The following is a 12203-nucleotide window of genomic DNA, read 5'->3' as shown; positions in this document are numbered from 1 at the left end:
GGCGCGCCTAGCTGTCGTCGTTCTCGAGCTCGGCCTGCACCTCGGACGAGAGGTCGAAGTTGCTGAAGACGTTCTGCACGTCCTCGCTGTCCTCGAGCGCGTCGATGAGGCGGAAGACCTTGCGCGCGGTGTCGGCGTCGATCTCGACCTTGAGGTTCGGCACGAACTCGACGTCGGCGGATTCGTAGTCGATGCCCGCCTCCTGCAGCGCGCTGCGCACGGTGACCAGGTCGGTCGCCTCGGTGATGATCTCGAAGCCCTCGGAGTGCGGCTCGATCTCCTCGGCACCCGCCTCGAGCGCCGCCATCATGACGTCGTCCTCGGTGGTCCCCTCGGCACCGACGACGATGACGCCCTTGCGCGAGAAGTTGTAAGCGACGCTGCCCGGGTCGGCCAGCGTTCCCCCGTTGCGGCTGAGAGCCGTGCGCACCTCGGCGGCGGCACGGTTCTTGTTGTCGGTCAGACACTCGATCATGAGCGCCACGCCGTTCGGTCCGTATCCCTCGTACATGATCGAGGTGTACTCGACGGCCTCGCCGCCGATTCCGGCTCCACGCTTGACCGCGCGGTCGATGTTGTCCTTCGGGACGGAGGTCTTCTTCGCCTTCTGCACCGCGTCGAACAGCGTGGGGTTGCCCGCGAGGTCGGCGCCGCCGAGCTTGGCCGCGACCTCGATGTTCTTGATGAGCTTGGCCCAGGACTTGGCGCGCCTGGAGTCGATGATGGCCTTCTTGTGCTTCGTGGTGGCCCACTTGGAATGCCCGGACATAAGTCTCCACTCGTCGTATCCGCCCGTGGGCACGGCCCAGGGCATCGTCCAGTCTAACGAATCGAGACGTCGCCTACCGGGGTGCGCTCGCGTAGCGTCGTGCCTCGTCGAGGAAGAGCGCGTGGAATCCGGGCTCACCGTCCATCTCGGGATGGAAGCTCGTGCCGAGCAACGGCCCCTGGCGCACCGCGACCACCGCGCCGTCGGGCAGGGCGGCGAGCACCTCCACCGCGGCCCCCGAGCGTTCCACGATCGGCGCCCGGATGAACGTCGCAGACACCGGGGCATCGCCGAGCACCGGCACGTCGAGGTCGATCTCGAACGATTCGGACTGACGACCGAAGGCGTTGCGCCGCACGTCGACGTCGAGGCCGCCGAAGGACTGCTGTCCCTCGATCGCGTCGAGCACGGTATCGGCCAGGAGGATGAGCCCCGCGCACGTGCCGTACATCGGCATCCCCGCGCGGATCGCCGCGCGAATCGGCTGCTGGAGCCCGAACAGTCGCGCCAGCTTGTCGATGACGCTGGACTCTCCACCCGGCAGGACGAGCCCATCGATCGCGTCGAGTTCTTCCGGGCGGCGCACGAGCACCACCTCCGCACCGAGCTCCGCGAGCAGGGCGGCATGCTCGCGCACGTCGCCCTGCAGCGCGAGGACGCCGACGGTCGGACTACCAGCCACGCTCGGACAGCCGGTGCGGCGCGGGGAGGTCGGACACGTTGATCCCCACCATCGCCTCGCCCAGCCCGCGCGAGACCTCGGCGATCACACTCGGATCGTCGTGGAACGTGGTGGCCTTCACGATCGCCGCGGCGCGCTGGGCGGGGTTGCCCGACTTGAAGATGCCGGAGCCGACGAACACACCGTCCGCTCCCATCTGCATCATCATCGCGGCGTCCGCGGGTGTTGCCACGCCTCCCGCGACGAACAGCACGACCGGCAGCTTGCCCGTCGCCGCGACCTCGACGACGAGGTCGTAGGGCGCCTGCAGCTCCTTGGCCGCCACGTAGAGCTCGTCCTTGGTCATCGAACGCAGCACGTTGATCTCGCTCGTGATCTTGCGGATGTGCTTGGTCGCCTCCGAGACGTCACCGGTGCCGGCCTCGCCCTTCGACCGGATCATCGCGGCGCCCTCGTTGATGCGGCGCAGGGCCTCGCCGAGGTTCGTCGCCCCGCACACGAAGGGCACGGTGAAGCCGAACTTGTCGATGTGGTTGACGTAGTCCGCCGGCGACAGCACCTCGGACTCGTCGATGTAGTCGACTCCGAGCTCCTGCAGGATCTGCGCCTCGACGAAGTGGCCGATGCGCGCCTTCGCCATCACGGGGATCGAGACGGCGTCGATGATGCTGTCGATCATGTCGGGGTCGCTCATGCGCGAGACACCGCCCTGCGCACGGATGTCGGCGGGGACCCGCTCGAGAGCCATCACGGCGACGGCGCCGGCGTCCTCGGCGATCTTGGCCTGCTCGGCCGTGACGACGTCCATGATGACGCCGCCCTTTAGCATCTCGGCGAGACCTCGCTTGACCCGCGCGGATCCGGTGGTTGCCTGGTCGTTCATCGCATTCCTCTCGGCTGAGCCAATGACTCGTTTGATCTATGTCAAACCGTAGCATCGTCCCGGACGTTCTAGAATCGGTGTCGAGGACCCATGAGCGCCGAGATCACCGGAACGACCGCAGCAGACATCGCCGACAGCGTGCGCGCCCTGCGCGACCGCGGAACACTCCGCCCCGGCGATGCGCTCCCCCCTGTGCGCGAACTCGCCGCCACTCTCGGCGTGAACCGCAACACCGCGGTGGCCGCCTACCGCCAGCTCGCGCAGGCGGGGCTCGTCGTCTCGCGCGGGCGCGCCGGCACCACGATCGCCGGCGTCGAGGCGGTCGCCCAGGAGGGCTACGCGGCGGACACGGTCCTCCGCGACGTCGGCACGGGCAACCCCGACCCCCGGCTCATCCCCGACCCGTCCCCCGCGCTCGCCCGCGTCACGGGGCGACCGGTGCTGTACGGCGAGCCCGTGATCGACCGCGGCCTCGACTCCTGGGCGCACGAGTGGATCGCCACCGACCTCGACCAGTCCGACTTCCGCGTCACCGTCACCAGCGGCGCGGTCGATGCCGTCGAGCGACTCCTCGCCCAGGCGCTCACCCGCGATGACGCGGTCGCGCTCGAGGACCCCTGCTTCCTCGCGAGCATCCACACGGTGCGACTCGGAGGGTACCGCGCCGTGCCCGTCCCGGTCGACGGCGAGGGGATGACGGTCGTCGGCCTCCGCGCGGCGCTCGACGCCGGCATCCGCGCCATCATCTGCACTCCGCGCGCGCAGAACCCCACCGGCAGCAGCCTGACGGCTGCGCGCGCGGCCGAGCTCCGCGCCGTGCTCGCCGACCACCCCTACGTGCTGATCATCGAGGACGACCACTTCTCGATGCTCTCGCAGCGCCCCTACGAGACCTTGATCGGACCGGGGCACCGGCGGTTCGCCCTCGTGCGCTCCGTCTCGAAGTTCCTCGGCCCCGACATGTGCCTGGCGCTCGCGGCCACCGACCCCGAGACGGCCGAGCGTCTGTCGATGCGGCTCAGCCCGGGGACGACCTGGGTGAGCCATCTCCTCCAGCGACTCACCCACGCCCAGCTGACCGACCCTTCCGCGCTCGCGACGATCGGTACGGCGGCCGCGCACTACGCCGAGCGCAACGCCGCTTTCGCACAGCTCCTGCGCACTCACGGAATCGATGCCCCCGACTCCGACGGTCTCAGTCTCTGGGTCGAGCTCCCGCGGCCTGCGCGCGCCGTCGCCGAGAAGCTCATGCGCCGCGGCTGGCTGGCCCGCACCGGCGACGAGTTCGCCCTCGACGAGAAGGCCGAGCCATCGCGGCATCTGCGGCTGACCGTCCATGATCTGTCCGACGCGGATGCCGCGGCCTTCGTCGCCGACCTCGTCGCGGCTTCCCGATGACCACCCGAAGCGGGAACGCACCCGCACTGAAAGAAAGGATCGGGAGATGAAGATCCTCTCCATCCAGTCCGCTGTCGCCTACGGTCACGTCGGCAACTCCGCCGCGGTGTTCCCGCTGCAGCGCATCGGCGTCGAGGTCCTCCCGGTCTACACCGTGAACTTCTCGAACCACACCGGGTACGGCGCCTGGCGCGGCCCGATGATCGATCCCGCCGAGGTGCGCGAGGTCATCACCGGCATCCAGGACCGTGGCGTCTTCGGCGGCATCGATGCGGTGCTCAGCGGATACCAGGGCGGTGAGGGCATCGGCGACGTGATCATCGACGCCGTCGCCCGGGTCAAGGCGGAGAACCCGAATGCGATCTACGCGTGCGACCCCGTGATGGGCAACGCCAAGTCCGGCTGCTTCGTGGCGCCCGCGATCCCCGTGCTGCTGCGGGAGCGGGTCGTGCCGGTGGCGGACATCATCACCCCGAACCAGTTCGAGCTCGGCTTCCTCACCGAGACCGAGCCCGACACGCTCGAGTCCACGCTGGCCTCGGTCGACCTGGCGCGCGCGATGGGACCGCGCACGGTGCTCGTCACGAGCGTCGAGCGGCCGGACCGCGAGGAGGGAACCATCGAGATGCTCGCGGTCGACGAGGAGGGTGCCTGGATCGTGCAGACGCCGCACCTTCCGATGAAGGCCAACGGGTCGGGCGATGTGACCGCTGCGCTCTTCACCGCGCACTACGTCGAGACCGGCAGTGCGCAGGTCGCCCTCGAGCGCACCGCATCGAGCGTCTACGACCTGCTGAAGGCGACGCTCGACTCCGGGGAGCGCGAGCTGCAGCTCGTCGAGGCGCAGGAGTTCTACGCGCACCCGCGCATGCAGTTCAGCGCCCGTCAGGTGCGCTGAACTCAGGCCGCAGGCCAGGCGTTCGCGACGGCCTCCCGCACCTCACCGAGCAGCTGCGGGAGTGCCTTCGTCTTCGCGATGATCGGGAAGAAGTTCGCATCGGAGCGCCACCGCGGCACGACGTGCTGGTGCAGGTGCCCGTCGACACCCGCGCCGGCGACGGCACCCTGATTCATCCCGATGTTGAAGCCGTCGCAGCGCGACACCTCCGTCAGGACGCGCATCGCCGTCTGCGTCAGAGCGCCGATCTCGGCGACCTCCTCCGGGGTGGCCTGGTCGTACGTCGCGATGTGGCGGTACGGGCACACGAGCAGGTGACCCGAGTTGTACGGGAACAGGTTCAGCAGCACGTATGCCGTCTCACCGCGCGCGACGATCAGCCGCTCGGCATCCGGGTGCTTCGGCGCCTCGCAGAAGGGGCACTCCTCGCGCAGCGGCTCGGGCCCCGCCTGGATGTAGGCCATCCGGTGCGGGGTCCAGAGCCGCTGGAACTCGTCGGGGACTCCGGCGAAGTCCGACGCCGGCTCCAGCGGCTCCTCCGGGGTCACGCCAGGTCCCCCGCCGTCTGCACGAGCGCGTGCTCGGCGATCGCGGTGCGGATGCGGGCCACGGCATCCGCGATCGGGACACCGTTCTCCTGGGTGCCGTCGCGGTAGCGGAACGAGACCGTGCCGGCGGCGCGGTCCTGCTCACCGGCGATGAGCAGCAGCGGAACCTTGCCGGTCGTGTGCGTGCGGATCTTCTTCTGCATCCGGTCGTCCGACGTGTCGAGCTCGGCGCGCACGCCCGAGTCGCGGAGCGTCGTGATGACCTCGCCGAGGTAGTCGGCGTAGTCCTCGGCCACGGGGATGCCGACCACCTGCACCGGCGAGAGCCACACCGGGAAGTCGCCGGCGTAGTGCTCGAGCAGGATCGCGAAGAAACGCTCGATCGAACCGAAGAGCGCGCGGTGGATCATGATCGGGCGCTTCTTCTGCCCGTCCTTGTCCATGAACTCGAGATCGAAGCGCTCCGGCAGGTTCGGGTCGACCTGGACGGTCGACAACTGCCAGGTGCGACCGATCGCATCGCGGGTCTTGAGGTCGATCTTCGGGCCGTAGAACGCGGCCTCACCCGGGACCTCGGTGAGCTTGAGTCCCGAGGCGACGGCGACGCGACGCAGGGCGTCGGTCGACGACTCCCAGAACTCGTCAGAACCGATCCACTTCGACTTCTCGTCGTCCTTCATCGACAGCTCGAGCTCGAAATCGGTGAGGCCGAAGTCCCGCAGCATCGAGAGGATGAAGTCGAGGACCTTCGCGACCTCTCCCTCGAGCTGGTCGGGCGTGACGAAGAGGTGCGAGTCGTCCTGAGTGAACCCGCGCACACGGGTGAGACCGTGCAGCGCCCCCGAGAGCTCGTTGCGGTAGACCGTGCCGTTCTCGGCGAACCGCAGCGGCAGATCGCGGTAGCTGCGCGCGCGCTCCTTGTAGATCAGGATGTGCATCGGGCAGTTCATCGGCTTCAGGTAGTAGTCCTGGCCCTGCTTGGTGATGTTGCCCTCGTCGTCGCGCTCCTCGTCCATGACGATCGGCGGGAACATGCCGTCCTTGTAGGTGACGAGGTGGTTCGAGGTCAGGAAGAGGTCTTCCTTCGAGATGTGCGGGGTGTACACGTAGGTGTAGCCGCCCTCGATGTGACGCTTGCGCGCGTGCTGCTCCATCTCGCCGCGGATCATGCCGCCGCGCGGGTGCCAGACCGAGAGCCCGGATCCGATCTCCTCCGGGAAGGAGAACAGGTCGAGCTCCTTGCCGAGGCGACGGTGGTCGCGCTTCGCGGCCTCTTCGAGGCGGTGCTGATATGCCCGCAGCTCGTCCTTCGACGGCCAGGCGGTGCCGTAGATGCGCTGCAGCTGCGGGTTCTTCTCACTGCCGCGCCAGTAGGCGGCGGCGATGCGGGTGAGGTCCCAGCCGTTGCCGATCATGCGCGTGTTCGGCAGATGCGGGCCGCGGCAGAGGTCCTTCCAGACCACCTCGCCGTCGCGGGTGGTGTTGTCGTAGATCGTGAGTTCGCCCTCGCCGACCTCGACCGAGGCGCCCTCCGCCGCTTCCTTGCCGCCCTTGAGCCCGATGAGCTCGAGCTTGAACGGCTCGTCGGCGAGTTCGGCGCGGGCCTCGTCATCGGTCACCACGCGGCGAACGAAGCGCTGGCCCTCGCGGACGATGCGCTGCATCTCCTTGGTGATTGCCTTGAGGTCCTCGGGCGTGAACGGCGAATCGACGCCGAAGTCGTAGTAGAAGCCGTCGGTGATGGGCGGGCCGATGCCGAGGTTCGCCTGCGGATTGATGCGCTGCACCGCCTGGGCGAGCACGTGCGCGGTCGAGTGGCGCAGGATACCGAGGCCGTCGGGGCTGTCGATCGTAACCGCCTCGACCTCGTCGGCGTCGGTCACTGTGGTCGCGAGGTCCTTGAGGATGCCGTTGACGCGCATGGCGACGACGGATCGGTCAGAGAACAGGGCGAAGCCGTCTTTCGGCTGGGCGTTTTCAGGCACTGATCACTCCATCTGGGTCTGGATCTAGGCTACTCGCATGGCCGGGTCGTGCTGACCGTCACGCCCCCGGCTCGGTGGCCGTCTGCGCGACGACCGGAGCGAGGATGATGATCGCGGCTCCCACGAGGGCGATGGATGACCCCACCCAGTCCCAGACGGTCGGCTTGAAGCCGTCGACGATGATGCCCCACGCGAGCGATCCCGCGATGAAGACCCCACCGTACGCGGCCAGCACCCGGCCGAAGTTGGCGTCCGGCTGGAGTGCCGCGATGAATCCGTAGGCGCCGAGGGCCATCACCCCGAGCACGGCGAGGATCCAGCCGCGCTCCTCCTTGACCGCCTGCCAGATCAGCCATGCTCCGCCGATCTCCGCGACGGCGGCCAGCACGAAGAGCACGATGATGCGGAACACGGTCATGCGGCCAGTCTGGCAGTCGCGTACCACCGGGCACGAGCGTCCGCTACCGCCGATGCGGTACGCCGGAGTCCGCGTCCGGTCGATGTGCGCGCACGCGCCGTCGCGCGACGCTGGATCTGCGGCGCAGAGCGCGCCCGGAGAGGCTGGCGATGAAGAAGTTCGTGAAGAGAGGGTTCGTCACCCTCGTGGCCGTCACCGCGACGATCACCCTGGGGCTGGCGACGACGACCGTCGTGAACGTCGTCGCATCGGAGATCGAGAAGGAGGCGATCGAGCCGTACGGGACCTTCGTCATCGTCGACGGTCATCGGATGAACGTCGTGATCACCGGCTCCGGTCCCACGGATGTCGTGCTCCTCCCCGGATTCGGCACGGCCTCACCCGCGATCGACTTCTCCCCCCTCGTCGACGACCTCGCGACAGATCATCGCGTCGTCGTGATCGAGCCCCTCGGGTACGGATTGAGCGACGGCACCGATCGCGCGCGGACGACCGAGAACATCGTCGCGGAGGTGCACGACGCCCTCGAGCAGCTCGACATCGACTCGTACGTGCTCATGGGGCACTCCATCGCGGGCATCTACGCACTCGAGCTGGCCGCGACGCACCCCGAGGAGCTCCAGGGGTTCGTCGGGATCGACTCCAGCGTGCCGGGGCAGCCGCACATGGACACCGAGTTCCCGACAGGACTCATGGGCGCCGCCCGAACTCTGGGACTCGCACGGCTGTTGCTCGCGGTGGGCGGGGTCGGGCATGAGGGTGGGGCCTACTCCGATCATGACCGGGAGCAGATCGCGATGATCTCCAACCGCACGTCGATGGCGCCCACGTACCTCGACGAGATGGCGCACATCGCCCCGAACTTCGCGCAGGCCGAGGGACGCACCTTTCCCGATGATCTCCCCGTGCTGCTGTTCGCCGTAGCCGACAACGAGAAGAATCCGGACTGGGTCGCCCTGCACGAGGCGCAGGCGGCGAGCGTCGCCGACGGCACGGTGATACCCGTCGACGGCGATCACTATCTCCATCACACGCATGCGGCGGAGATCGCGGACGCATTCCGGAGCTGGGCGGCCGAACGGATGCCGTTTCCGCAGTGAACCGGGGTAGCGTGAGCGGATGACCCGTACGATCGCCCGGTGGATCCTCGCCGCAGGACTCGGCGCGATCGGCGTCCTGCACTTCGTCCAGACGCGCGGCTTCCGCGTGGTCGTGCCGGACTGGGCGACGCGCATGTCCGGGCTCGACAAGGAGACGATCGTGGTCGCCTCCGGTGCGGTCGAGATCGGGCTCGCCGCGGGGTTGGTCGCCCTTCCTCGGGAGCGCGCGCGGATCGGATGGGCCACTGCGCTGTTCTTCGCCGCCGTGCTGCCCGGCAACGTGCACCAGTGGCGCACCGGCCGTTCCACGCCCGGGCTCGACACCGACCGCCGTCGATTCGGGCGGCTGTTCCTGCAGCCGCTCCTCATGGCGTGGGCGGTGTGGGCCACCAGCGCCGAGGGTCGAAGTCAAGGCCGACGCTGACATTTCTCCGATCGCACGACGAGCGCCAGAATGGGGCGATGTCCTCCCCCTCGATCGTGTGGTTCCGTGATGATCTGCGTCTCGCCGACAACCCCGCGTTGCGCGCCGCGATCGATCGCGGGGAGCCGATCCTCGCCGTCTACGTGCTCGACGAGGAATCCCCCGGCATCCGACCGCTCGGCGGAGCGGCCCGCTGGTGGTTGCATCACTCACTCGCCTCGCTGAGCGAACGGCTGCGGGAGCGTGGGGGCGCACTGGTGCTGCGCCGCGGTCCCGCCGCCCGCGTGATCCCCCAGGTCGTGGCGGATACCGACGCCGGCGCCGTCTTCTGGAATCGCCGGTACGGCCGACCCGAGCGCGACATCGACGCCGAGCTGAAGACCGCTCTGCGGAACGACGGCGTCGAGGTCGCCTCCTTCGCGGGATCCCTTCTCCACGAGCCCTGGACGGTGACGACGGGGGCCGGCACGCACTTCTCCGTGTTCACCCCCTTCTGGCGGGCATGCCTCTCGCTGCCCGCACCGCGACTCCCCCTCCCCGAGCCACGCGAGATCGACGGCATCCGCTCGGCTCCGGCATCGGACGACCTCGACGACTGGGCTCTGCTGCCCACCCGTCCGGACTGGGCGGAGGGACTGCGCGAGACCTGGGAACCCGGGGAACCCGCCGCTCGACGTCGACTGCGCTCCTTCCTCGACGAGGACCTCGGATCGTACGACCGCGCACGCGACGAGCCTTCGGCCGGAGCCACCTCGCTCCTGTCCCCCCGCCTGCGCTGGGGAGAGATCAGCCCGTTCACGGTCTGGCACGAGGCGGTCTCCGCGGACGACGCGGGCGGGTTCCTCTCGGAGCTCGGGTGGCGCGAGTTCGCGTGGCACACGCTCTTCCACTTCCCCGACCTCGCGACGAAGAACCTGCGCCCCGAGTTCGACGCCTTCCCGTGGCCGCGGCTGAAGCCGTCGCACCTCGACGCGTGGCAGCGCGGCGAGACCGGCGTGCCCCTGGTCGACGCCGGAATGCGCGAACTCTGGCGCACCGGGTACATGCACAACCGGGTGCGGATGGTCACTGCGTCGTTCCTCGTGAAGAACCTCCTCATCGACTGGCACCGCGGCGAGGAGTGGTTCTGGGACACCCTCGTCGATGCCGATGGGGCGAACAACCCGTTCAACTGGCAGTGGGTCGCGGGCTCCGGTGCGGATGCCGCGCCCTACTTCCGCATCTTCAACCCCGAGCTCCAGGCCAAGAAATTCGATCCGAACCACCTGTACATCTCGCAATGGGCATCGGATGCCCCCGCCGAGCCGATCGTCGACCTCGGGGAGACGCGGAAGGCGGCGCTCGCCGCGTACGACATCGTCAAACGCGCACCCCGCGATCGGTGACCCGCCGCGGGGTCGACCCTCCGGCCCCGGCAGGGCGCGCTCCCCGTACGATCGAGGGAGCCCCCTCTCCCCTGCCGTGAAGGATCCCCGTATGTCCGTCGACCGCATCGACACCCTCACCGAGAACGATCTGCGAGAGGCGGGGAGCGTCAAGTGGACGACCTTCCCCGACACGATCGGCGCCTTCGTCGCCGAGATGGATTTCGGGGTCGCGCCCGCGGTGAAGGACGCGGTGGGCGATGCCCTCGAGCAGGGCCTCACGGGCTACCTTCCACAGCATCTCGCCGACGAGCTCGCCGCCGCGACGGCCACCTGGTACGCCGCTCGCTACGGCTGGGAGATCTCGTCAGCGCAGGTGAAGCAGGTCCCCGACGTGATCACCGCTTACGAGTACGCGATCGAGCAATACACGGCTCCGGGGGCCGCCGTGATCGTCCCGACGCCGGCGTACATGCCGTTCCTCATGGTTCCCCCGATGCACGGGCGACGGGTCATCGAGGTGCCGAGCATCGTCGAGAACGGGCGCTGGGTGCTCGACCACGACGCGGTGGCCGCGGCCTTCGCCGAGGGCGGCGAGCTGCTCGTGCTGTGCAATCCGCACAACCCGCTCGGAACGGTCGCGACGCGCGAAGAACTCGAACGGGTGGCGGAGACCGTGCACGACGCCGGCGGACGCGTGTTCTCGGACGAGATCCACGCGCCGATCGTCTACGCCCCCGCCCAGCACATCCCCTACGCCTCGATCTCCGATGTCGCCGCAGGTCACACCCTCACCGCCACCTCCGCGTCCAAGGCGTGGAACCTCGCCGGGCTCAAGTGCGCGCAGATCATCGTCTCGAACGAGCGGGATGCGGAGCTCTGGGAACGCGAAGGAGCGTGGTCGGGGCACGGCACCTCGACGATCGGAGCGGTCGCCAACGTCGCCGCGTACGCCGATGGGGGCGAGTGGCTGCACGAGACGGTCGCCTATCTCGACGGTAATCGCCGAGCACTGGCCGCCCTGGTCGCCGAGCACCTTCCCCAGGTGCGGATGACCGTTCCGGAGGGAACCTACATCGCGCTCCTCGACTTCCGGGAGACCGGGCTGACGGGCGATCTGGGCGAGTGGTTCCGCGAGAACGCTGGCGTCGCGATGACGGACGGCGCCGCCTGCGGGGTCGCCGCGATCGGTTTCACCCGGTTCGTCTTCGCCCTGCCTCGGCCGCTCCTCGAGGAGGCGGTGCGCCGGATCGCAGCCGCGCTCAGCGCCCGCTGACCTGTGGAATGCTCCCGAGCTCTTCCGCTGGGCGGCTCGGCGTGGTTTGCTGTGGGCGGAGGGGTACCACTGGGGAAAGGGTACCGAAATGGGCGAAGCCGATTCGCACGCCGACGCGCAGTTCGCAGCGGTCTGGACCGCCATCACGAGCCCGGTCGGGGGTCTCGCCGCCGGGATCATCGTCGCGCCCGCCATTCAGGACTACTGCCGGACGGGCTGGCTCGCGGGTGCGTGGGAGAGCGATTCTCCCGCGGGATGCGCGCTCTTCCCCACGTGGATGTACGGAAGCAGCGCCTTCCCGACGGCACTCGGATTCGTCGCAGCGGCGGTGGTCGGGGTGGTCGTCTGGCTCTTCGCGTACTTCGGCCACGAGAGTCACTGAAGTCCAGTAGTCTCTCGGGCGAGCACTTCGACGGCCGGAAACGCAAAAACCCCCGGCTGGACCGGGGGTTTCGTCT

The 12203-nt window shown here is 68.9% G+C and carries 13 protein-coding genes; 7 read left to right on the top strand and 6 right to left on the bottom strand.

What is annotated here, in order from left to right:
* Positions 1 to 7: 7 nt before the first annotated feature.
* From ACI2JZ_RS02080 to pdxS, 3 genes are all read right to left on the bottom strand, one after another.
* Positions 8 to 769 (bottom strand): YebC/PmpR family DNA-binding transcriptional regulator, encoded by a 762-nt coding sequence (locus tag ACI2JZ_RS02080; RefSeq protein ID WP_247624689.1) that lies wholly within the window; start codon positions 767 to 769, stop codon positions 8 to 10.
* 73 nt (positions 770 to 842) lie between these two features.
* On the bottom strand, positions 843 to 1451 hold the full coding sequence (pdxT, locus tag ACI2JZ_RS02075; protein ID WP_247622419.1) for a pyridoxal 5'-phosphate synthase glutaminase subunit PdxT: 609 nt from the start codon (positions 1449 to 1451) through the stop codon (positions 843 to 845).
* The gene (gene pdxS, locus ACI2JZ_RS02070; protein WP_247622418.1) at positions 1441 to 2334 is read right to left on the bottom strand and encodes a pyridoxal 5'-phosphate synthase lyase subunit PdxS; all 894 of its coding nucleotides are present in this window, start codon (positions 2332 to 2334) and stop codon (positions 1441 to 1443) included. The genes pdxT and pdxS overlap by 11 nt, the downstream gene beginning before the upstream one ends.
* 90 nt (positions 2335 to 2424) lie before the next feature.
* On the opposite strand from pdxS, the gene ACI2JZ_RS02065 reads away from it, so the two are divergent.
* Both ACI2JZ_RS02065 and pdxY read left to right on the top strand, forming a co-directional pair.
* A complete protein-coding gene (locus tag ACI2JZ_RS02065; RefSeq protein WP_404596358.1) occupies positions 2425 to 3732 on the top strand; it encodes an aminotransferase class I/II-fold pyridoxal phosphate-dependent enzyme in 1308 nt (435 codons plus the stop codon).
* A 46-nt stretch (positions 3733 to 3778) separates the two neighbouring features.
* Positions 3779 to 4630: a pyridoxal kinase PdxY gene (pdxY, locus tag ACI2JZ_RS02060; RefSeq protein ID WP_404596357.1), complete on the top strand. Its 852-nt coding sequence runs from the start codon at positions 3779 to 3781 to the stop codon at positions 4628 to 4630.
* Positions 4631 to 4632: 2 nt separating this feature from the next.
* On the opposite strand, the gene ACI2JZ_RS02055 is transcribed toward pdxY, so the two are convergent.
* The 3 genes from ACI2JZ_RS02055 to ACI2JZ_RS02045 form a co-directional block, all read right to left on the bottom strand.
* A complete protein-coding gene (locus ACI2JZ_RS02055; protein ID WP_247622415.1) occupies positions 4633 to 5178 on the bottom strand; it encodes an HIT domain-containing protein in 546 nt (181 codons plus the stop codon).
* On the bottom strand, positions 5175 to 7100 hold the full coding sequence (thrS, locus tag ACI2JZ_RS02050; RefSeq protein WP_404596771.1) for a threonine--tRNA ligase: 1926 nt from the start codon (positions 7098 to 7100) through the stop codon (positions 5175 to 5177). The genes ACI2JZ_RS02055 and thrS overlap by 4 nt, the downstream gene beginning before the upstream one ends.
* A gap of 121 nt (positions 7101 to 7221) precedes the next feature.
* Positions 7222 to 7581 (bottom strand): YnfA family protein, encoded by a 360-nt coding sequence (locus ACI2JZ_RS02045; RefSeq protein WP_404596356.1) that lies wholly within the window; start codon positions 7579 to 7581, stop codon positions 7222 to 7224.
* 149 nt (positions 7582 to 7730) lie between these two features.
* Here ACI2JZ_RS02045 and ACI2JZ_RS02040 point away from each other — a divergent pair, with 149 nt between their 5' ends.
* From ACI2JZ_RS02040 to ACI2JZ_RS02020, 5 genes are all read left to right on the top strand, one after another.
* Entirely contained in the window at positions 7731 to 8681 is a 951-nt protein-coding gene (locus tag ACI2JZ_RS02040; RefSeq protein ID WP_404596355.1) for an alpha/beta fold hydrolase, read from the top strand.
* Between the two features lie 19 nt (positions 8682 to 8700).
* Complete coding sequence (locus tag ACI2JZ_RS02035) at positions 8701 to 9105, top strand: hypothetical protein (protein ID WP_247622412.1); 405 nt, start codon at positions 8701 to 8703, stop codon at positions 9103 to 9105.
* A gap of 38 nt (positions 9106 to 9143) precedes the next feature.
* Positions 9144 to 10490 (top strand): cryptochrome/photolyase family protein, encoded by a 1347-nt coding sequence (locus ACI2JZ_RS02030; protein ID WP_404596354.1) that lies wholly within the window; start codon positions 9144 to 9146, stop codon positions 10488 to 10490.
* 91 nt (positions 10491 to 10581) lie between these two features.
* Positions 10582 to 11745, top strand: a complete 1164-nt coding sequence (locus ACI2JZ_RS02025; RefSeq protein ID WP_404596353.1) for a MalY/PatB family protein — start codon at positions 10582 to 10584, stop codon at positions 11743 to 11745.
* An 88-nt stretch (positions 11746 to 11833) separates the two neighbouring features.
* Complete coding sequence (locus ACI2JZ_RS02020) at positions 11834 to 12127, top strand: hypothetical protein (RefSeq protein ID WP_247632161.1); 294 nt, start codon at positions 11834 to 11836, stop codon at positions 12125 to 12127.
* The last annotated feature ends 76 nt before the right edge of the window (positions 12128 to 12203 follow it).

Origin of the sequence: Microbacterium sp. NPDC087868 (assembly GCF_044900755.1) — a bacterium.
Classification (GTDB): domain Bacteria; phylum Actinomycetota; class Actinomycetes; order Actinomycetales; family Microbacteriaceae; genus Microbacterium; species Microbacterium galbinum.
The sequence above is the reverse complement of the archived record's forward strand: the minus strand, read 5'-3'. Positions and strand labels throughout refer to the sequence as shown.